This is a genomic window from Metapseudomonas phytobenefica (genome assembly GCF_043392685.1).
In the GTDB taxonomy this organism is placed as follows: Bacteria; Pseudomonadota; Gammaproteobacteria; order Pseudomonadales; family Pseudomonadaceae; genus Metapseudomonas.
Map to the genome: position 1 here is coordinate 1 of NZ_JBHZGM010000045.1, position 21,781 is coordinate 21,781.

At 62.1% G+C, this 21,781-nt stretch carries 11 protein-coding genes; 9 read left to right on the forward strand and 2 right to left on the reverse strand.

Annotated elements, in window-relative coordinates; all coding sequences use genetic code 11:
- Nucleotides 1-113: 113 nt before the first annotated feature.
- Complete coding sequence (locus ACFW0B_RS24110; RefSeq protein ID WP_449151489.1) at nucleotides 114-557, reverse strand: beta-ketoacyl synthase N-terminal-like domain-containing protein; 444 nt, start codon at nucleotides 555-557, stop codon at nucleotides 114-116.
- A 531-nt stretch (nucleotides 558-1,088) separates the two neighbouring features.
- Here ACFW0B_RS24110 and ACFW0B_RS24115 point away from each other — a divergent pair.
- The 9 genes from ACFW0B_RS24115 (at nucleotide 1,089) to ACFW0B_RS24155 (ending at nucleotide 21,208) form a co-directional block, all read left to right on the forward strand.
- Nucleotides 1,089-2,768: a ShlB/FhaC/HecB family hemolysin secretion/activation protein gene (locus ACFW0B_RS24115; protein ID WP_449151507.1), complete on the forward strand. Its 1,680-nt coding sequence runs from the start codon at nucleotides 1,089-1,091 to the stop codon at nucleotides 2,766-2,768.
- A gap of 101 nt (nucleotides 2,769-2,869) precedes the next feature.
- Nucleotides 2,870-15,289 (forward strand): two-partner secretion domain-containing protein, encoded by a 12,420-nt coding sequence (locus tag ACFW0B_RS24120; RefSeq protein ID WP_449151490.1) that lies wholly within the window; start codon nucleotides 2,870-2,872, stop codon nucleotides 15,287-15,289.
- On the forward strand, nucleotides 15,289-15,648 hold the full coding sequence (locus tag ACFW0B_RS24125; protein ID WP_449151491.1) for a hypothetical protein: 360 nt from the start codon (nucleotides 15,289-15,291) through the stop codon (nucleotides 15,646-15,648). Before ACFW0B_RS24120 ends, ACFW0B_RS24125 begins: the two co-directional genes overlap by 1 nt.
- Before the next feature lie 23 nt (nucleotides 15,649-15,671).
- On the forward strand, nucleotides 15,672-15,929 hold the full coding sequence (locus tag ACFW0B_RS24130) for a colicin E5-related ribonuclease (RefSeq protein ID WP_449151509.1): 258 nt from the start codon (nucleotides 15,672-15,674) through the stop codon (nucleotides 15,927-15,929).
- The gene (locus ACFW0B_RS24135) at nucleotides 15,920-16,252 is read left to right on the forward strand and encodes a hypothetical protein (RefSeq protein ID WP_449151492.1); all 333 of its coding nucleotides are present in this window, start codon (nucleotides 15,920-15,922) and stop codon (nucleotides 16,250-16,252) included. Before ACFW0B_RS24130 ends, ACFW0B_RS24135 begins: the two co-directional genes overlap by 10 nt.
- A gap of 305 nt (nucleotides 16,253-16,557) precedes the next feature.
- Entirely contained in the window at nucleotides 16,558-17,229 is a 672-nt protein-coding gene (locus ACFW0B_RS24140) for a transposase (RefSeq protein WP_449151510.1), read from the forward strand.
- A 135-nt stretch (nucleotides 17,230-17,364) separates the two neighbouring features.
- Nucleotides 17,365-19,143 carry a phosphoethanolamine transferase CptA gene (cptA, locus tag ACFW0B_RS24145; protein WP_449151493.1) on the forward strand — a complete coding sequence of 593 codons (1,779 nt, stop codon included), beginning with the start codon at nucleotides 17,365-17,367 and terminating at the stop codon, nucleotides 19,141-19,143.
- 75 nt (nucleotides 19,144-19,218) lie between these two features.
- Nucleotides 19,219-20,133: a DUF808 domain-containing protein gene (locus ACFW0B_RS24150; protein ID WP_449151494.1), complete on the forward strand. Its 915-nt coding sequence runs from the start codon at nucleotides 19,219-19,221 to the stop codon at nucleotides 20,131-20,133.
- 145 nt (nucleotides 20,134-20,278) lie between these two features.
- Nucleotides 20,279-21,208, forward strand: coding sequence for a pentapeptide repeat-containing protein (locus ACFW0B_RS24155; RefSeq protein ID WP_449151495.1), 930 nt, complete (start codon nucleotides 20,279-20,281; stop codon nucleotides 21,206-21,208).
- 28 nt (nucleotides 21,209-21,236) lie between these two features.
- Here the strand turns inward: ACFW0B_RS24155 and ACFW0B_RS24160 are convergent, their stop codons facing one another.
- Nucleotides 21,237-21,632: a YkgJ family cysteine cluster protein gene (locus tag ACFW0B_RS24160; RefSeq protein WP_449151496.1), complete on the reverse strand. Its 396-nt coding sequence runs from the start codon at nucleotides 21,630-21,632 to the stop codon at nucleotides 21,237-21,239.
- Nucleotides 21,633-21,781: the final 149 nt, after the last annotated feature.

Consider the following 21,781-nt stretch of genomic DNA (forward strand, 5'->3'; position numbering starts at 1 on the left):
GTGCTCGCGGTGGCTAAAAACACCGAAGTGAGCGGATGACTTGACCGATTTTGGTCGAATCGCCGCTTTTAAAATCGGCAAGGGCAGAAGTCGGCCGGAAATGCAGGGCTACTTCAGACCATCCCTAGGAAGCCAGGCACGGTGAACGGAGATATGCGCCGATGGCCGCTAGTGTTGATGGTATTGAAGGTGTCGCGGATGAAATGCAGCCCACCAATTCCCGAGGCAATAACGGTCGCTGTGCGTTTCTTCTGCTCTTCGGTTGGGCTCCAGCCCGCTTGTTCAATCGCTTCGCTGGCAGCGGCCAGGGCGAAAAGAATGAACCGGTCCATGCGTCGCGCCTCTTTGGGCTCGATATATTGATTGGCGTCGAACCCAGCTTCGAAATCATCTTTCTTATCCGGTACCGTGCCTGCAATGCGCACGGGAAGCTCGCCGAACGGCTCGATCTGGCGAACGCCAGACTTACCGTGGAGCAAGCGTTTCCAACTGCTCTCGACACTCACGCCAAGCGGAGAAACGGCACCCATTCCCGTGATTACAATTCGCTTTTCCATTAGTAGAAAACCTCAATCTCGATGTCTGATCGTCGGCCGGTGTTTATCAGAACGCAATGTTGGCGTGATCAAATTCAACATTTGATAGTTGCCTCTTCCATAGGTCAACCAATCGGAGGAGCGACTATCAGAACTGATAGGCAGAAAAGGGGATGGATTTATTTTTTTACTCTAAATCTGACTCGATGGGTGAGATTAGAGTGCAGTAAATAAATTCGTCCCTTTTTATTCGAGCAGGCTCCTACAGCGTTTCCCCGGTGCAGAAACCAGAAACGCCGCTTACCCGGTGAGGGATAAGCGGCGTTCCTATGTGAACAGGATGTTGATCCGGCGGGGGCTTTTCGTTGGGCGCCCGGCCCACCATCCGGGGCTTCGGTCCTGGACGATTTCTCCTTCACACAGGCAATAGCGAAATTTCCACTGCAGGCTAAGTTGCCGTCCTGCATACCCCCTTACGGATGACTGCTTCCATTCGCATCGGATTGAACCCGATCGACTGCGAAGGACTGCCCGTTGCTCTTTTTTCGATTCATCGCCCCCGTTTTGCTGCTGGTGACGACGTGCACGCCGTTGGCTGTACTGGCGGACGTCTCGCCCGGCGACCGCGACCTGATCCGTGAGCGACAGGAGCGTCTGCTGCAGGAGCAGCAGAAGCGCCTGGAAGAACTTCAGCAACTACCCGGCAGGTCCTTCGAAAGCGCCCCGGAGCAGGTCGTGGAGGAGGGGCATTGTTTCGAGATCCTCGAGATCGATATCCAGGGCGCAACGCTTCTGGCGCAAGGCAAGCGGGATGAACTGCTGGCCCCCTTCATCGGCCACTGCCTCGGTGTCCCCCAGCTCAACGAACTGCTCAAACTGATCACCGGTCACTACCTGGACCGGGGCTACGTCACCACCCGCGCCTATCTGCCGCAGCAGGACCTCTCCACTGGCAGGCTCACGATCATCGTCATCGAGGGCAAGCTGGAGGGCCTCGACAGTTCCGAGCTCGCCAGCGACCGCGAGCTGGCCATGTCCTTCCCCGGCCGCACCCATGAGGTGCTCGATCTGCGCGAATTGGAGCAACTGGTCGACCATCTGAACCGCCTGCCATCCCGTCAGGCGCAGCTGGAACTGGTACCCGGCGAACAGGTCGGTGGCAGTCGCGTGCACCTCAAGGGCAATCGCAGCAAGGCCTGGCAAGCCTCGGTCACGCGCAACAACGATGGCGACATCAGCACTGGCGAGCAGCAGATGGGGCTCGGGCTGGATTGGGACAGCCCGCTTGGCCTGGCCGACCAGCTCAGCCTGCGTGCCAACAGCGATGCGGTCAGCGACCAGTGGCGCCACTCCGACAACCAGAGCCTCTACTACAGCCTGCCCTGGGGCTGGTGGACCTTCAGCTACAACTACAGCCAGCGCTACTACCGCACCCGCAACGACAGCTCCGGATTCGCCTTCGCCATGGATGGCGACAGCAAGACCCATCAGTTGCGCGCCGAGCGCGTCCTGCACCGCGACAACCTGAGCAAGACGGCTTTCAACCTTGGCCTCAGCCATCTGCGCACCCGCAACTACATCGACAACACCCTGATAGACGTTTCCAGTACCCGCCTCAGCGAAGCTCAGCTGGGCTTCAACCATGGCCGTCGCATAGGTACTGCCTTCGTCAACCTGGATGCCGGCCTGCAGCGCGGAATCGGCGCGCTGGACGCCCAGGGATCGGGCGATCCCCATGGCAGCGAGCCGGTGGCTCGCTACACCAAGTACAGCCTCACCCTCAGCTACCTGCAGCCCTTCAGGCTCTGGGGCGAGCACTTCAGTTTCGACAGCCTCGTGTACGGGCAGCGCAGCGAAGACGTGCTGTTCGGCCCCCAGCGCATCAGCCTCGGCGGCCTCAGCTCGGTACGCGGGTTCAAGGACCAGTCCCTGTCCGGGGACAGCGGCGGCTATTGGCGCAATCAGTTGCGCTGGCGCCGGGCGATCACCTGGGAGCCGCTGCAGCCATGGTTCCAGGAGTACGGCGCGGCACTGGCCTATGACCTGGGTGTGATCCATGGCAACCGGCACAACCCGCAGGCCCATGGGCGCATGAGTGGCGACGCCATCGAGCTGAACCTGCGCGGGCAGTACCTCGCCGCTTCGGTGACCTTTGCCCGTTCGCTGGAGCGCCCCGACCTGATCGAACAGCGCGAGAGCCCGATCTACTTCCGTGTCGACGCCTTCTTCTAGCGGGTCGACCTAGCAGACATTTCGCCCTGTTCCCGGACCTTTCCGAGTGGGCGTTGATTTAGCGTTTCGCGGTCATGTAGCGACCGCCTGAGAGGAAACACATGGACGTTCGCAGCCCCCTCAACCAATGCATTGCCCTGGCGCTGGCCGGTGTCCTGTTTCTCAATCCGATCGTCGCTACCGCCGCCGAACTGGCGGTGGACAAGGCCGCCGGGGGTAACACGCAGCTGGGACAGGCCGGCAATGGCGTGCCGGTGGTCAATATCGCCACGCCCAACGGCAGCGGGCTGTCCCACAACAAATTCAGTGAGTACAACGTCGGCCAACAGGGCCTGATCCTCAACAACGCCACTGACAAGACCCAGGCCACCCAACTGGGGGGCATCATCCTCGGCAACCCCAATCTCCAGGGCCGTGCCGCCAGCACCATCCTCAACGAAGTCACCGGTGGCAACCGCAGCCGCCTGGCCGGCTATACCGAAGTCGCTGGCCAATCGGCGCGGGTCATAGTCGCCAACCCCCACGGCATCACCTGTAGCGGCTGCGGTTTCATCAACACCCCGCGCGCCACCCTGAGCACCGGTAGACCCGTGGTCGAAGCGGGGCGGCTCGATCGTTTCGAGGTGGACGGTGGTGACATTGCCATCGAAGGCGCTGGCCTCAACGCCAGCAATATCGACCAGTTCGACCTGATCACTCGCAGCGCCAAGCTCAATGCCGAACTTCATGCCCGGAACCTGAACATCGTCACCGGTCGTAATGATGTGAGGGCCGACAGCCTCGCGGCGACCGCGCGTGCTGACGATGGCAGGGCACAGCCCGAACTGGCCATAGACAGTTCCGCCCTGGGCGGCATGTACGCCGGCGCCATTCGCCTGGTGGGTACCGAGGCGGGCGTTGGCGTGAGGCTGGCGGGCGACATGGCCGCCAGTGGTGGAGATATCAAGATCGACGCCAACGGCAAGCTGATCCTGGCGCAGGCAGCGGCCAGCGGCGATCTGCGTGTGAATGCCCAAAGCGCCGAACTCATCGGGAAGACCTATGCCGGCGGCAGCGCGACCCTGGTCACTCAAGGTGACCTGGAAAACCACCAGGGCCTCGCTGCCCGCAACGAGGTTCGCCTTTCCAGTGGTGGCCAGCTTGGCAACCAGGGCGTTATCGAGGCCGGAGTCAACCCGGACGGCAGCCGCAATGCCACAGGCGACCTGTATGCATCGGCAAAGGCCTTGCGCAACAGCGGCAGTCTGGTGGCCAGTGGCAACCTCGACGTCAATGTCAGCCAGACCCTGGGCAACCAGGGCGGCACCCTCAGCGCCCAAGGCAATGCCCGTGTCTCTGCTGGCAAGCTGGACAACCGCCGGGGCCGGGTGCTGACCGGGGGCGACCTGGCGCTCAGCGCCGTCGAACTGGACAACCAGGCCGGGCTGTTGAACGGCGCCAGCCAGGTGCAGGCCCAGCTGGGCCAGCTGGACAACCGGGGTGGTGAGCTGTCCAGCCGAACCGGCGTCTCGCTGCAGGCCGGCAGCATCGACAATCGCAGCGGCAAGGTCATCGGCGAACAGACGCTGCAACTGCAAGCCAGTGGCGCGGTGAACAACCAGGGCGGCAGCCTTGGCGCCAACCAGCAACTGCAGGTCAAGGTCACCAGCCTCGATAACAGCCAGCAAGGCGATGTCAGCAGCCAGGGCGACCTCGATGTGCAGGTAGCGGGCAAACTCGACAACCACGACCAAGGCCGGATTGGCGCCAATGGCGCCGCCAGGGTTCAGGCGGGCTCCCTGGATAACCGCGCCGGTCAACTCACCAGTGGTTCGACCCTGGATTTGCAAACCGGTCTTGTGGATAACCGCAATTCAGGCCGGATCGCCAGCAATGGCAAGCTGACGGCCAGCATCGCCGGGCTGGACCAGCAGGACGGCGGCAAGCTGTACAGCAACTCCGAACTCGACCTGGACCTCAATGGCGGCACCCTGAGCAACAGCGGCGGCCTGCTCAACGCGCCCGGCCGGTTGTTGCTGAAGAACCCGGGTGATGTCCGCAACCAGGGCGGTGAAATCTCCAGCCAGCAGGCCTTCACCCTGGCCGCGCGTAGCCTCGACAACAGCAGCGGCAAGCTACTCAGCGCCCAGTCCCTGACCCTGCGCATCGACCAGACTCTTAAGAATATAAAGGGCCTGATTTCCGCCGCTGCACTAGATGTTCGCAGCGCCTCCCTGGATAACGGCGGTGGTCTGCTGACCGGCACCGGCGACCTGCTGTTGAAGGTTGGCAGCCAGGTAGGCAACCGTAGCGGTGAAATCTCCAGCGGTGGTGTCACCCGGCTGGAAGCCGCCAGCCTGGATAACCAGGGCGGCGACCTGCTGGGCGACAACGGCCTGGTGGTGTCCCTGAGTGGGGTCCTGGACAACCAGGGCGGCACGCTCGGCGCCGGGCGCGACCTCGAACTTCAGGCCGCAGGCGTCGACAACCGTCGGGGCACACTGGTGGCGGACGGAGCGCTGAACGCCCGGGTCAGCGGCCAGTTCGACAACCAGGAACAAGGCAGTCTGCTCGCGAAGGGGCCCATGGCTGTCCAGGCCAAACGTCTGGATAACCGCGCCGGCCAGGTCGGCGGCCAGGGCTCCGTCGCGATTGACGCCAACCAATTGGACAATAGCGGTGGCAGCCTCGCCGCGAACGGGCCGCTGGTGCTCCGCACGGCGCAGCTGGACAACCGCCAGCAGGGGACGATCAGCAGCAAGGCCGGCTTCACCTATCAGGGCCAACACCTGGACAACCAGAGTGGCCGCATCACTACCGCCGGCCCTCTGTCGATTGACGCCGAGGAGGTACAGAACGCTCAGGGCCGTATCGCCAGCCAGGACGACCTGCGCGCGACGCTCGGGACCCTGGCGCAGCACGGAGGTGAACTGGTCGCCCAGGGATCACTCCAGCTTCACGCCCGCAGCCTGGACAACCGGCAGGGCGGCCTGGTGGGCAGCACGAAAGCGCTGAAACTCCAGGTTGGCGAAATCGACAACCGTGGCGGCGAGCTGTCCAGCCAGTCTCGCGTCAGCCTTGTCGGTCAGCGTCTCGACAACAGCGGCGGCAAGCTGTTGGCCGGCAACCAGCTGGCCCTTGCCGTGGATCGCCTGATCAACCAGACAGAGGGGATGATCTTCGGCCGTCAGGCCACCAGCGTCGACGCCCACAGCCTGGACAACAGCGGTGGCACTCTGGGCAGCGCCACGTCCCTGGTCATCGCCCTGGCGCCCAAGGTCGGCGGGCTGGAAGGCGAACTGGTCAATCGCCAGGGCCTGATCAGCAGTGAGGGCACGCTGGCGCTCCAGGCCAGCCGGATCGACAACCAGGGCGGCACCCTCTCCAGCGCCGCCGACCTCCGGCTGGTCAGCGCCGGCCAGGTCGATAACAAGGGCGGCTCCGTCGTCAGCGACGGTAATCTCGAATTGGCCAGCGCCAGCCTCGACAACAGCGAGGCGGGAGTCCTCAGCGCCAAGGGCAACGCACGTATAGACACCGGGGCGCTGAACAACCGCCAGGGCGGCGAACTCAGCAGCGCCGGTACCCTGGAGCTGGACGCCGGCCAGGTCGACAACAGCGCCCAGGGCCGCATCGCCGCCGGCCAGGGCTTGATCGCCAAGGTCACGGGCCTGGATCAACACGACGGCGGCGAACTGTTCAGCAAGGCCGACCTCAGCCTCGACCTGCAGCAGGGCCAGCTGAATAACGCCAACGGCGGACTGATCAACAGCCCCGGCCGGCTCCTGCTGCAGAACCTGGGGCAGGTCATCAACCGAGGCGGTGAAATCTCCAGTCAGCAGGGCTTCACCCTGGCCGCGCGCCAATTGGATAACGCCAGCGGCAAGCTGCTCAGCAACCAGGCGCTGGTGCTGCGCATCGCCCAGGCCCTGGATAACGTCAAAGGCACGGTTTCCGCCAAGGGGCTGGACCTGCGCGCAGGCAGGCTGGACAACCGCGAAGGGCTGCTCAGCAGCCGTGACCTGTCCACGCTCGTGGTCACCGGCCACTTCGACAACCAGCGTGGCGCCGTGTCGGCCAGCGGCCTGCTCGACCTGACGGCCAGCACCCTGGACAACCGTGTTGGCGAAATCGCCGGCAAGGCGGATGTAAAGGCGAGCGTCGGCAGCCTCGACCAGCGCGGCGGCCTGCTGATCGCTCAAGGCGCTCTGGCCCTGAAGGGGCAGCGCCTCGACAACAGCGGCAACGGCCTGGTCGGCGCCAGCCAGGGCCTTTCCCTCGCCATCGATGAAATCGATAACCGCGGCGGCGAAATCTCCAGCCAGGAGGCCGTCCGGATCGTCGGCGAGCAGCTCGACAACAGCGATGAAGGCCGGCTGCTGGCCGGGACCCGTCTGGGTGTTGCCGTCGCGCATGTGATCAACCGCAGCAAAGGCCTGATTTCCGGCAAGGCCGGAGTGGGCCTGACAGGTCGCAGCCTGGACAACAGCGGCGGCCGCCTGCTCAGTCAGCAGTCCATGAGCATTGCCCTCGGCGAAGCGCTGACCAACCAGCAGGGTCTGATCAACAGCGAAGCGCGTCTCGACCTTGCTGCCGCCAGCCTCGACAACAGCGGTGGCAGTGTTTCCAGCGCGGGCGCCATGGACATCCTCAGTCGTGGTGCGCTGAGCAACGATGGCGGCCAACTGCTGACGGACAGCACATTGACGCTGGCCAGCGACAGCCTGAGCAACCGTCAGGGCGTGCTGTCCGCCACGGGCAAGACCCAGCTCAGCACCCGCCGTCTCGACAACCGCCAGGGGCAACTGACCAGTGGCGATGCCCTGGACCTGACCACGGGCGAACTCATCAATCACGGCGGTCGTATCGGTAGCGGGCAGGACCTCAGCGTTCGAGCCAGCGGCCTGGTGCAACAGGGAGGCCAACTGTTCAGCAATGCCGGCCTCAGTCTCGACCTCCAGGGTGGTGACCTGGACAACCGCCAGGGTTTGATCAACGCCCCCGGCCAGCTGTTGCTGCAGAACCTCGGCAAGGTCGACAATCGGGGCGGAGAAATCTCCAGTCAGCAGACTTTCACTCTGGCCTCGAGCAGCCTCGACAACAGCAGCGGCAAGTTGCTCGGCGCCCAGGCGCTGACCCTGCGCATCGATCAGGCACTGGCCAACCTCAAGGGCCTGATCGCCGCCGCCTACCTCGACGTCGGGGCCACCAGCCTGGCCAATACCGATGGCACCCTGACCAGCCGCAGCGATACCCGGGTGAGCATCAGCGGTGCCCTGGACAATCACCAGCAGGGACTGATCAACGCCACCCAGCAGCTCAGCGTGAAGGCCGGCAGCCTGGACAACCGTGGCGGCAGCCTGTTGGCCGGCAGCGCCCTCGACCTGCGTGCCCAAGCCATCGATAACCGCGACAACGGCCTGATCAACAGCCAGGGCGAACTTGGCCTTGGGACCCTGGCACTGGATTCCAGCCAGGGTGGCGAAGTCTCCGCCAAGGGCGCCCTGAACCTGTTCGTCGACCGGATCATCCAGCGCCAGGGCCGTCTTATCGGCGCCTCCGGCTTGAGCCTCGACCTCAACGGCGGTGACCTGGACAACCAGGGCGGTCTGATCCTCGCCCAGGGCCCGCTCAACCTCCAGCACCTGCGCGACCTGGCCAACCAGGGCGGGGAAATCAGCAGCAGAGAGAGTTTCGTCCTTGCCCTGCGTAACCTTGAGAACAGCGGCGGCACGCTCATCAGCAGCGGCCAGCTCAGCCTCAGCGGCGCGCAGCTGAGCAACCAGGGCGGCCTGCTCTCCGGTTGGCAGGGTCTCAGTGTCAGTGGCCAGAGCCTCGACAACCGCAACCTCGGCACCCTTTCCAGCCGCGACGGCAATCTGTCCGTCATCCTGAGCGACGCCCTGCAGAACAGCAACGAAGGTGCACTCGTCAGCCAGGGCAGTCTGGAGCTCAGGGCCGCCAGCCTCGACAACAGCAACAAGGGCATCCTCTCCAGCGGTGGTGACCAGCAGCTCGATGTCGCCACCCTGCTGGACAACAGCGCAGGCGGGATGATCGACAGCGGCGCGCAATCGACCCTGAAGGCCGCCAGCCTGAACAACGCCGCCGGTACGCTGCAGGCGCAACAGGCACTCACCCTGAGCGCCGCCACGCTGGACAACCGCGCCGGCAATATCGCCGGCAACGCCGCGCTCACCCTTAACCTTTTAGGTGCCCTCGCCAACGCTGACGGCAAGCTGGCCAGCGCGGGGCCGTTACTGCTGCAAGGGGCCACCCAGGTCGACAACCGGAACGGCCAGATCGTCAGCCAGAGCCTGCTGACCCTGCTCACCGGTGACCTGGACAACCGCGCTCGCGGCACCGTCGCGGCCAATGCTGCCCTGCTGCTGACGGCGACTGGCGCGGTGCAGAACGACGACGACGGTCTCATCTACAGCCGCGATGCCGGTGTGCGCATCCAGTCCGCCAGCATCGACAACGGCCTGGGCAGCGTGCAGGCCAGTGGCGATCTGGAGATTGTCAGCAGCGCCTTCTCCAACCTCGGCGGACGGGCCATCAGCCAGGCCGGCAACCTGGATATCCGCGCCGACACCCTGGACAACCGTGGCGGCACCCTCGCCAGCCTGGAAGGCTGGGTCAAGGCCCGCCTGAGCGGCTGGCTCGACAACGGCCTTCACGCCGACAGGGGCGGTGTGGTCCAGGGGCAATCCCTGGACCTTGCAGCAGCCTCGGTGGCCAACCAGGGCGGGCACCTCTCGGCCCGCTCCGGCAACGCCCTGCTGAGCGTCGCCAGCCTGGACAACAGCCAGGGCGCGCTCTTTGCCAGGCAACGGCTCTTGGTCAACGGCAACAACCTGACCAACGCCGGGCAGATCGCCGCCGGTTCGGTGGACTTCAGCCTGGCCGGTGCGTTGAACAACGAGGCCGGCATCATCGAAAGCGACAGCATCCTGACCTTGGCCGCTGCCTCACTGGACAACCGCGGTGGCCAGCTGCGCGCTCTGGGCACCGGCGGCCGCACTCAACTGACCGTGCAAGGCCTGCTGGACAACCGCAACGGCACCCTGGAAACCGCCAACCTCGAGTTCGGCCTGGCGGCGGGCAGTCTGCAGAACGTCGGCGGTACCCTGCTGCACGTCGGCAGTGGCGCCTTCGACATCGCCTTGCCCCACGTCACCAATGCCGGCGGCAGCATTGTCACCAACGGCGGCCTCACCCTGGCCGCCGACAGTTGGACCAACAGCTCCATCATCCAGGCCGGCCGCCTGACGGTGAACGTCGGCCAGTTTCATCAGACCGCCAGCGGCCAATTGCTGGCCAGCAACACCTTCGTCGGCAGCGGCGGAAACTGGAGCAACGATGGCCTGATCGCGAGCGATGGCGCACTCAGTCTCAACTTCAATGGTTCCTACAGCGGCAGTGGGCGGGTCACCAGCCTGGGCGACCTGAGCATGAGTGCCACCGAGTTGATCCTGCCCAGCGCCGGACGCATCACCGGCGGTGGCAGCACCAACGTCCGGGTGGCCGGTCTGTTCAGCAACAGCGGCGTGATGACCTCGGCCAGCGATCTCACGCTCAACGCCGGACAACTGAACAACTACGGCACCCTGGGCAGCGCGGAGCAACTGCGCCTGGTGACGCCGAGCCTGCTCAACGAGAACGGCCTGATCTTCAGTGGCGGCGACATGGCCCTGCGGGTGGGCAGCTTCACCAACCGCTATGCGGATGTGTACAGCCTCGGTGCGCTGGATATCGCCGCCGACGATTCAGGTGCATACAGCAGCGTGCTGGAAAATATCTCCGCCACCCTGGAAAGCGCCGGCGACATGAGTCTGGCGGCGACCAGCATCGTCAACCGCAAGGATACCTTCCAGCTGGATCGTGAACGGGTTTCCAGCGTCCTCGCGCTGACCTGCCACCGGTGCCAGGGCAATACCTGGGGCATCAGCTTCGTTGCCAAGGAACAGTACCAGTCCACCATCCTGGTGGACTCAGCTGCCTCGCTCATCTCCTCGGGTGGAAATCTGGCCGTTGAATCCGCAACCTTCCAGAACCTGCAGAGCCTCGTTTCCTTGGAAGGGAATCTCGATATCAGCACCGGCGTCTTCAGCAACCAGGGCGCTGCGGCCGGCACCATCGAGCGTACCCGGGTGTACAGCACCGGCGGGATAAGCAATGGAACCGCTTCGCGCCTGATAAGTGGGGTGTTGTTGCCGTTCAACCAGCGCAACGATCCGGATTTCCCGGGCCTGCGCATAGCTGACGCATCTGGACAGATCCATACCGTCCTTCCCACAGTGAAGAAGATCGGCAAGGACGATCCTCCGGCTGCCTACTATTCGTTCCTCGATGTCATCGGCAGGACGGTCAATCTCTATACGAACTACCCCGTATACAAGGACCAGGTGCTTGCACCGCCATCGCTGTACGATCCCAATCGGCATGAGCCGTTGCCCCCTGAAATCACGCGCTGGGGTGTCGAGAACGATTCGGAGATCAGCCTGAGCTCCGGGGTTGCCGCACAGGCGACGATCCAGGCAGCAGGCAGCGTACGCATTCAGGCGGGTGAGCGGCTGGAGAATGGTGTCATCGCACCTTCACAGCAACACATCGCTGGCGTGAGCAGGGTTGGCGCCACATCGGCCGATGGGGCCGGCGCTACGACTTCCGTTGTCATCAACGCCCAACTGCCTCCTGACCTCGCCCAGCAGCAGGTCAATCCCCTGGCCCTGCCGGGTTTCAGCATCCCCACGGGCTCGAATGGGCTATTCCGACTCAGCGGCATCGATGGCAGCGAGGCAAATGCCGACCAGACCGCGCAAGGGCCGCAGAGTTGGACCCTGGGTGGCGCCAGCATCGGTCTGGCCGAACGTGAGCAGGTGCTGACCGATACACAGGCACGCCAGGTACAGGTCAACGATGCTGGACAGACGATCATCGGCGACCGTCAGTTGGAGTTGGGGGAGCGCCTGCAGGTCGAAGGCGCCCGCATCGGCACCATCCAGGTCGATACAAGCGATGCATCTTCCGCTTTCGCCGTGCCCGATCGTTCCAGCGTTTCCGGCGGTACCAGCCAGGGAGGCGGCATCGTCGAGCAGCGGCCTGCCGGCGGCAGCCAGCCGCAGGACGAAACAATTGCCCGCGTCCAGGACCTGCCGGGTAGCCAGGTGGCCCCCAAGCCCCACAAGTACCTGATCGAAACCAACCCTGAACTGACCAACCTCAGGCAGTTCCTCAGCTCCGACTACCTGCTCGGCAAGCTCGGCTACGACGCGGATCAGGCACAGAAACGCCTGGGCGACGGCCTCTACGAACAGCGTCTGGTGCGCGAGGCCATCGTCGCCCGCACCGGCCAGCGCTTCCTCGACGGTTTGACGTCTGACGAGGCGATGTTCCGCTACCTGATGGACAACGCCATCGCCAGCAAGCAGCAACTGGGCCTCAGTGTCGGCGTGAGCCTGTCCGCCGCCCAGGTGGCGGCGCTGACCCACGACATCGTCTGGATGGAAGAACACCTGGTGGACGGCGAGAAGGTGCTGGTGCCGGTGCTTTACCTGGCCCAGGCCGAGGGTCGCCTGGCACCCAACGGTGCGCTGATCCAGGGCAAGGACGTGGCACTGATTTCCGGTGGCGAGCTCAGCAACCAGGGCACCCTGCGCGCCAGCAACAACCTCAGTGCCACCGCCGGCAACATCGTCAATGGCGGTTTGATCGAAGCCGGAAACCGCCTCGACCTGCTGGCCACCGACAGTATCCGTAACGCCCAGGGCGGCATCATCGCGGGTCGCGACGTAAACGCCATCGCGCTGACCGGCGACATCATCAACGAGCGCTCGGTGACCAGTCATCGGGTCGATACGGCGAGCCGAACGGCGCAGCGGGATTACCTGGACAGCGCAGCCCGCATCGAAGCGGCCAACAACCTGAGCCTTTCCGCCGGGCGCGATATCGCCAATATCGGTAGCGCGCTGCAGGCCGGCGGCGACCTCTCCCTCAGTGCGGGCCGGGACGTGCAGATCCTTTCCCGTGAGGAACGGCTCGGCCAGGCCTTCGGTTCCGGATACCGGAACGAGAGCGTTAGCCAACACGGCTCCAGCCTGAGCAGTGGCCGTGACCTGAGCATCGAGGCCGGGCGCGACATCAGCGTCATAGCCAGCCAGCTGGAGGCCAAGCGCGACATCCGCATGGATGCCGACGGGGACATCCTCCTGGCCTCGGCAGCCGATGAGGAGCACTTCTACTCGAAGATCAAGAAGGTCACCCGCCAGGAAGACCACGTGCGCCAACAGGAAACCTCATTGGTGGCGGGGCGTGACATCGACCTGCAGGCCACCAAGGACCTCACCCTGGTGGCCAGCCGGATCGAAGCCGGCGAAGAAGCCTTCCTCTATGCCGGCAACGACCTCAGCCTGCTGGCGGCCGAAGACAGCGACTACTCGCTGTACGAGAAGAAGAAAAAGGGCCGTTTCGGCAGCAACAGCTTCAGGCGCGATGAAATCACCGATGTGCGCAACATCGGCAGCAGCATCACCTCCGGCAGCGCCCTCGCCCTGGTCAGCGAGGGCGACCAGCGCTACCAGAAAGCCAGGCTGGAATCCGGCGCCGACCTGACCCTGGATAGCGGCGGCGAAATCGCCTTCGAGGCGGTGATGGACCTGCACCAGGAAAGCCATGAAAAGAGCAAGGGCGACCTGGCCTGGGTCAGCGCCAAAGGCAAGGGCACCACCGACGAAACCCTGCGCCAGAGCGAACTCATCGTCCAAGGCGAAATCGCCATCAAGGCGGTGGAGGGCCTCAAGGTCGACCTCAAGCATATCGACCAGCAGACCGTCAGCCAGACCATCGACGCCATGGTCCAGGCCGATCCAGGCCTGGCCTGGATCAAGGAGCTGGAGCAGCGGGGGGATGTCGACTGGCAGCGGGTGAAGGAAGTGCATGACTCCTTTAAGTACAGCCACTCCGGGCTGGGGGCGGGGGCGCAGTTGGCGATTGCCATCGTCATGGCCGCCACGGTGGGACCCATGGCCGGTACGGCTGTCGGCGGCGGTACCACGGGGGTAATTGTGGGAGCCGTGGCGACAACCGGTGCGACCAAAGGCACGGTCAGCGCCATCAACAACCAGGGCGACCTGGGGGAGGTCTTCAAGGATGTCACGTCCAAGGAGAGCCTGAAGGACTACGTCGTCGCGGGTGGTACTGCGGGCCTAACCTCAAGCCTCTTCGACAAACTGTTCGGGACCGAGACCAATCCCTTCACGGACAAGGTCAACAACGTTGATCTCGGCGCGCTGGAAGGGGTTGGCAACTTCGCCGGCAACCAGTTGGCCCAGAGCGGCACCGCTGCTGCGCTGAACCAACTGATGGGGCGTGATCCGTCGTTCAAGGACGCCCTGCAATCCGCCCTCTACAACACCCTGGCCGCCGCGGCTTTCAACGCGGTGGGCGATTACACCGAAGGCAAGTTGCCGGACGGCAGCCCGCAGAAGGTGGCAATCCACGCCATTGTTGGCGGCCTGCTCAGCGAGGCCACCGGCGGCGACTTCAAGACGGGGGCCATTGCGGCGGGGGCCAACGAAGCTTTGGTTGTGCAACTCGATGCACTGGTGAAGAACGACCCGGCGTCGTTGACCATGTCCTCGCAACTGGTCGGCTTGATAGCGGCGGCGGCGGTTGATGGGGATATCGAGAAGGGGGCGTGGGTGGCGCAGAACGCCACGCAGTACAACTACCTGGATCACAGTGATTCGAAAGACTTCGAAGCCAGCATGAAGGAATGCGGCAGCGATGAGAGCTGTCAGCGCAAGAAATGGGAGGACGCCGCCAGTGGGTTTGGCCAACTGAGCCAAGCCAACTTCGACGAAGCCCTAGCTACGGGCGGTGCTGTTTGGGCAAAAGACAAGATGGGGCGGATTGCCGCTGGCCTTGACGTCTTGGGCTCAATGAGCTGTGCGACGACGACCTGCGAAAGCTACAAGTTCACGCTGATTGACCGCGCGCTGACCAGCTATGCTCGCCTGGCGGATGTGGTGGGGGAGTGGGAGCCGATCCTTGGAGTCATCGGCGGCGTTGCCGCTGGTGTCGCTGGGTCCCGACCCGGCAGCAGTACAACACGTCCGGAAGGCAGCAACCCGACCGTTGGCTCGGCTCAGTTCAAGAAGGCCTATGAGTACTGGGCTAAGGTCAAGGCTGAGGGCGGTCCAAAAGGGCTCTCATCAGTCAAGCATGCGTCTGGAGTAGAGCTTCCTAAAAGCCAAGCGAGGATGATTGCTAATTTTGAGACTGCGGGTTACCCATCAAAACCTGTGGTCTCACCAACTAGCGGTAACGTGGTTGGTACTCAATATACGTTGCCCGATGGCTCGCGCGTTCGTGTAATGCAAGCGGATGGCCGTAGTCCTCAAAGAGCATCGTTTGAAAATGCTAATGGCGGGCCAATAGACCCGACGACGGGTAAGCCACCGCAGCCACCGAAAGGCCTTTCTAAAACTGAAAGGAAACAGTGGATTAGAGAAAGAACTCATATTGAGCAGGTAGACTAATGTTTGATTTCTTAAGTCTTGTCTTATCTTATCTCCCACTTTGCATTAAAAATATTGAGTGGGATGGTGATACCCTGGTTATTTCTGGCGAAAATTGGAGCTTTATCACTAGTAGTGCTTGGAGAGTATCTCAAGGTAAAGAACTCTTGTTTGCATGTTGGGATGAGCAAATAGATACACGCACAGAAGGTTTGGTAGGGTTATCAGTTGTTGAAATTTCATGGGTCGCGAGTGAACAGCCTATTGATCCATCATTTATTCTTTCTGATGGGCGAAGGCTAGATGTGTTCTGTTCTTCTTTTTCTGAGCCGTGGGTGATGAATCTTCCGGATAATAGTGTTTATGTCGGGAACTCATAGGTGCAAAAGGAACTGCAACAGATATAGAACCTAGAATTGTCCAGCAAATGGGCAAGAGAGGATGGACAGAAAGCTCCATACAATCTGTTATTGATAAACCTGTTAGAACTGTTTCAACGAAAGACACCCGTTTTGATCCTATTTCTGGTACACGCCTCAATGATTCAGCGACGGGTTATATTGCTAAAGATGGTTCTTATGTTGTGCGGAATGATCGTACAGGAGCTATTGTTCAGGTTTCTAATAAAAATGATCCTAATTGGGTTGCACCATGGGATTAATTGATATGGAAAGTGTTCTTGTAAATAGTTTGTCTGTTAGCCCAACAAGGCTGTGGGGTGATGTCCCGTTATTTGGAGTATCAGATAGTCTTGAGTTAATTGGCTACTGTGAGAAAAATGATATAGCAGTTCTTGGAATAGAAGGATTTAGAGTCAATAATGATAAGCGGGTTCCTGATATGGACTATATAGTTGATTTTTCTGAGTTGTTCAGAGTTTCTGGTAAGGACTTTACGGAAAAATCATTACAGATTTCTAAGTCTTTTGTTCAGAGTGTCGAGGTTCTAGATATTTATTTTGAGTTCTTGCTAGTTAAATGCTAACTCGTAGTTTTTGAATATCCCCGGCTTTGCTGGGGATATTCATATTTGTTATTCCGCCGTAATCACCAATCTATTCTTAATCAAAAGCGCGGCGAACAAGGACAAGCGAAAAGCCAGAGCCTAACGCGCTGCACTTGTTGTGCCCCTGGCCGTCCCGTCGGCTGCGCCAACGTGCCGTCCAGGGGCTGGAATTTTTAGCTGCGGCTAAGCTCGGTGGCCATGAATCGAACGAACTCACGCAATCCGCTGATCTGGCTGCGGAAAAGCGGAAAAGGGGACAGATTTATTTTTCATACTCTAATCCGCTGTTGCCAAATTATCCACATCATATCGTTCAACGTGGCCATAACCGACAGGTTGTGTTTGCCGAGAATGCGGACTTCGAACGTTACCTAGCCGACCTTCGTGAGTTGAAGGATGCCTTCGGGGTGAAGGTCTATGCATTCTGCCTGATGACCAATCATGTGCACCTGCTGCTGGCTCCAAGTGATTCACTCGGTGGACTCAGACAGTTGATGAAGACCTTGGCCGCTCGCACTACGCGCTACCGCAATCGTTTGGAAGGTCGCTCCGGAACGGTGTGGGAAAGCCGCTACAAGTCGAGCATCGTGCAATCCGATACTTACCTGTTGGCGTGCAGTCGATATATCGAACTGAATCCTGTGCGGGCATGTATGGTGGCGGAGGCTGGGGATTATCCCTGGTCGAGTTATGCCCTGCGTATTGATGCTGCGCCTGAGCAGAACTGGTTGGACGAAGACCAATGCTTCAAGGCGCTCGGCGTTACGGTTGAGGAGCGACGCCATCGGTATGCCGATTTTGTACGGCAAGCGGTTCCTTCCGAGGAATTGGTCCTTATTCGAGAAGCCATTCAACGCGGCCAACTCACTGGAACCAACCGCTTTGTGGATGAGGTTGAGCGTATTGCCGGCGTGCGAATTGAGCGGAGAAAGCAGGGCAGACCGAAAATAGAGTAGCGAAAATAGATCTGTCCCCTTTTTTCCGAAGAGAAACTCACCATTTCCCACAACCTTTGACGAACTTTTCACACGTTCATAGTCATATTCCTTGCTTTTCGATCAGATGGACTGGTCAAGGCTCGACTAGGGCGGATGTCTATGAAGTTCGATCTACACAAGGCTGGAGGGCGTCGGTTCGACTGGGCCGGATTCGGCTGGCTCTTCCTCTTCTTCTGGTATTTCTCGGGTGTCACCCAGTTCCTGATCCAGGTGACGGGTACCAGCGGATTCGCCGGATTCCGCCAGGCCTTCCTGCTCAGCGGCCTGTGGCTGATCCCGGTGCTGCTCTTCCCGGTGCGCACGCGGGCCATCGCGGCCGTCCTGGGAACGCTGCTCTGGCTCGCCTCCTTGCCGGCTTTCGGTTACTTCCTGGTCTACGGCCAGGAATTCTCCCAGAGCGTCATCTTCATCATGTTCGAATCGAACGTGGCGGAAGGCTCCGAGTACCTGACCCAGTATTTCTCCTGGTGGATGGTGCCGGCCTTCCTTGGCTATGCCCTGGGTGCCGTGCTGCTGTGGACGCGCCTGCGTCCGGTTCATCTGCCGCGCGGCAAGGCGATGCTCGCGAGTCTGGCGCTGCTGGCGGCGCTGGTGGGCTATCCGGCGGTCAAGCAGGGGCTGGGCAACGAGACCTTCGAGGCGGCCCGCGACAGCTTCGAGAAGCGCATGGAACCGGCCGTGCCCTGGCAATTGCTGGTGGGCTACCGCCAGTACCGCCAGCAGTTGGCCGAGATGCATGACCTGCTGGAAGGCAACGCTCGCATCGCGCCGCTGGCCAATCTCAAGGATGCCAACGCCGGCCTGCCGGCCACCCTGGTGCTGGTGCTTGGCGAGTCCACCAACCGCCAGCGCATGAGCCTCTACGGCTACCCGCGCCCGACCACGCCGAATCTCGATCGCATCCGCGACCAGTTGGATGTGTTCGACAACATCATCACCCCGCGTCCCTACACCATCGAGGCGCTGCAGCAGGTGCTGACCTTCGCCGATGAGCGCAACCCCAATCTCCACCTGACCAGGCCGTCGCTGTTGAACATGATGAAGCAGGCCGGCTACAAGACCTACTGGATCACCAATCAGCAGACCCTCACCAAGCGCAACACCATGCTCACCCACTTCTCCAAGCAGGCGGATGAGCAGTTCTACCTGAACAACAACCGCAACCAGAACGCGCGCCAGTACGACGACGATGTACTGCCGCCGTTCGAGAAGGTCCTGGCCGACCCGGCGCCGCGCAAGTTCATCGTGGTCCACCTGCTGGGCACCCACATGAGTTACCAGTACCGCTATCCGCGCGAGTACGACCGCTTCACCGACCGGCAGGGCGTGCCGGCCAGCGTCACTGACGACCAGTTGCCCACCTACAACAGCTACGACAACGCCGTGCTGTTCAACGACCACGTGGTGTCGAGCCTGATCGAGAAGTTTTCCGGCAGTCGCGCCAATGGCTTCCTGCTCTATCTTTCCGACCACGGCGAAGCGGTGTTCGATCCGGAGCATCCCGAGGTGCTGGGGCGCAACGAGGCGGCACCGACCGCGCCCATGTACACCATTCCCTTCATGCTCTGGCGTTCGCCTCAGTGGCGCGCCGAGCACCCGCAGGAGCTGCGCGCCAGCCTGAGCCGGCCCTACAGCAGTTCCAGCTTCATCCATACCTGGGCGGACCTGGCCGGGCTCAGCTTCGATGACTTCGACCCCGGTCGCAGCCTGGTCAATGCCGCCTTCCAGCCGCGCCCGTTGCTGATTGGCGATCCCTACCAGCCCAGGACGTTGATCGATTTCAGCCTGATCAAGCCCAGGACCAAGGCCGCCGATCTGGAAGTGGTCAGCGGTGAGCGTGAACCGGCTGGCAGAAAGGTGCCGCCGGGTTGACCGGCAGGGCGATTTTGTCTGTAGTTCGCCTCTGCCGAATTGCGGCATCAACGCCCTCCATTGCAAGGACACACCATGGCCGGAGCCAGCCTGCTGACCCTGATCGACGACATTGCGACCCTGCTCGATGACGTCTCGGTAATGACCAAAGTCGCCGCGAAGAAAACCGCGGGCGTATTGGGCGATGACCTGGCGCTGAACGCCCAGCAGGTCAGCGGCGTACGTGCCGAGCGCGAGCTGCCGGTGGTCTGGGCGGTGGCCAAGGGGTCGCTGGTGAACAAGGCGATCCTGGTGCCGGCGGCCCTGCTGATCAGCGCCTTTGCGCCCTGGGCAGTGATCCCGCTGCTGATGCTGGGCGGTGCCTTCCTCTGCTTCGAGGGCTTCGAGAAGCTGGCGCACAAGTGGCTGCACAGCCACGAAGAGGATGAACAGGCCCACGCTGCGCTGAGCGAAGCCGTAGCCAACCCGGACGTGGACCTGGTGGCCATGGAGAAGGACAAGATCAAGGGCGCCATCCGCACCGATTTCATCCTCTCCGCCGAGATCATCGTCATCACCCTGGGCACCGTGTCCGATGCGGTGTTCGCCAAGCAGGTGACGGTGCTCGTCGGCATTGCGGTGATCATGACCCTGGGCGTGTATGGGCTGGTGGCCGGCATCGTCAAGCTGGACGACCTCGGCTTCTATCTGGTGCGCCGGGCCAGCTCGACCGCCCGGGCCATTGGCCGCGGCATCCTCGCCGCCGCGCCCTGGATGATGAAGGGCCTTTCGGTGCTGGGCACAGCCGCCATGTTCCTGGTGGGTGGCAGCATCATCCTCCACGGCATTCCCGCCGCCCACCACCTGCTGGAGCCGGTTCTGGCTGCTGCTGGTGGCTTCTCCTGGCTGTTGCAGATTCTGATTGACGGCGTCGCGGGCATCGTCTCCGGCGCGCTGGTGCTGGCCGGGGTGAGTCTGGTGAAGAAGGTGCTGGGTGCCGTCAGGGGCTGATCGATTGCACCCGGAGCGGGTTCCCGGTGCGCGGGGCGCACCCTTGGGTTGAACTACGAACTGCCTCCCCTCGCCCTACAGCTCATGCAGAGCGATTCGACGGCTTTGAACTAGGCTGAAAGTCCCGTACTCCGGGTTTGCCAGCATGCTCGACACTCCCCATGACGATGATTTCTGGCGGGATGCCACGCGGGACAAGGCACAGGAAGCTCATCTCGGCCCAGCTCTGGAAGCACGGGCGCGTAGCGGCGCGCCGATGCAGGGGTTCTGCCTGAAAAAATGCCGGCTGGCCGGGCTCGATCTGGTGCACCGTGGCAGCCACACCGGCTACGACCTTTCCGGCAGCGATCTCTACCGCGCCGATCTGCGCGGTGCCCACCTCTTCGCCATCAACCTGCGTGGCGCGTCCCTGATGAAGGCCGACCTGCGGGACGCCAACCTGCACTGCGCCGACCTGCGCGACGCCAATCTGCTCGGGGTCAAGCTGGAGGGCGCGCGCCTGGACAATGTGATCTGGGACGAGCGAGTGCTGCAGGAGCGTGAGGCGCGTGAAGCGCGCAGGCACGGGCAGTGGTCGATGATGCTGGACCTCCTGCAGCAGGCGGAGGAGATTTATCGCAACTTGCGTATCCAGTTGGAGAAGGCCGGTCTGTTCGAAGACGCGGGGCGCTTCTTCTATCGCGAGATGGTCATGCGCCGGCTGCAGATGCCGCGCTGGTCGGCCCAGCGGCTGTTTTCCTGGATGGTGGACCTGTTCTGCGGTTACGGCGAGCAGCCCCTGCGCGTGGTGCTGTTTTCCCTGGGCTTCGTGCTGTTTTGCGCCGTGCTCTATTTCTTCGTGGGCATCCATCACGGCGACGTGCGGCTGGCCCTGTCCCTGGATCAGGACCTGTTCACCAACCTGGAGGAACTGGGTGCCTGCATGTATTTCAGCGTGGTGACCTTCACCACCCTCGGCTACGGTGATATCGCGCCGCTTGGCGTGTCGCGCCCGCTGGCGGCCTTCGAGGCCTTCGTCGGCAGCTTCACCATGGCGCTGTTCGTGGTGGTCTTCGTGAAGAAGATGACCCGCTAGAGACTGGGCAGCATCTGGCCCGGGCCCGTCAGGCTTTGGGCTTGAAGGCGCAGTAGCCGGGGCGCGGACCAATGCGCGGGTGGTTGCGGCAGGTTTCCGGGCGCTTGTCGTAGACGGTGCACAGCCGGCTCTTGCGGTCGAGGAAGTAGCAGTCGTTGTTGCTCATGCGGGTGAGGGTGAAGATGCCTGACTTCTGGTTAAAGCGCTCCACCACACCGTCTTTCATCAGCCTTTTCGCGATGTTCTTCGGCGGCTCGCCGCGCTCGAACTCGGCCACCAGCTCCAGACGGATCAGGTCGCTCAGACGCACTTCGACCGGCATGGTGCAGCAGCTGGAAACACAGGCGTGGCACATGGTCTTGTCGTATTTGATCCAGGTGTCCGTCCGGTCGAGGTCGGCACCGACGATCATCATGGTCTTCATGGTCGGCGAGCAGCAGGCTAGGGGAGAAGGGCGGGCATCATAGCGATGTCGGTGAAAAAGTGAACAGTTCCCCGTCGGGGAGCATGAAATTTCCCTTTGTCTCTACGGAATTGTGCCGGTCTTGTGCTGAGCTGTAGGAATCTTCTGTG

What these genes read in the sequence shown, in the direction of transcription:
- ACFW0B_RS24110 (WP_449151489.1), bottom strand. Translation starts at nt 557, where the DNA reads ATGGAAAAGCGAATTGTAATCACGGGAATGGGTGCCGTTTCTCCGCTT.
- ACFW0B_RS24120 (WP_449151490.1), top strand. Translation starts at nt 2,870, where the DNA reads ATGGACGTTCGCAGCCCCCTCAACCAATGCATTGCCCTGGCGCTGGCC.
- ACFW0B_RS24125 (WP_449151491.1), top strand. Translation starts at nt 15,289, where the DNA reads ATGTTTGATTTCTTAAGTCTTGTCTTATCTTATCTCCCACTTTGCATT.
- ACFW0B_RS24135 (WP_449151492.1), top strand. Translation starts at nt 15,920, where the DNA reads ATGGGATTAATTGATATGGAAAGTGTTCTTGTAAATAGTTTGTCTGTT.
- cptA (WP_449151493.1), top strand. Translation starts at nt 17,365, where the DNA reads ATGTCTATGAAGTTCGATCTACACAAGGCTGGAGGGCGTCGGTTCGAC.
- ACFW0B_RS24150 (WP_449151494.1), top strand. Translation starts at nt 19,219, where the DNA reads ATGGCCGGAGCCAGCCTGCTGACCCTGATCGACGACATTGCGACCCTG.
- ACFW0B_RS24155 (WP_449151495.1), top strand. Translation starts at nt 20,279, where the DNA reads ATGCTCGACACTCCCCATGACGATGATTTCTGGCGGGATGCCACGCGG.
- ACFW0B_RS24160 (WP_449151496.1), bottom strand. Translation starts at nt 21,632, where the DNA reads ATGAAGACCATGATGATCGTCGGTGCCGACCTCGACCGGACGGACACC.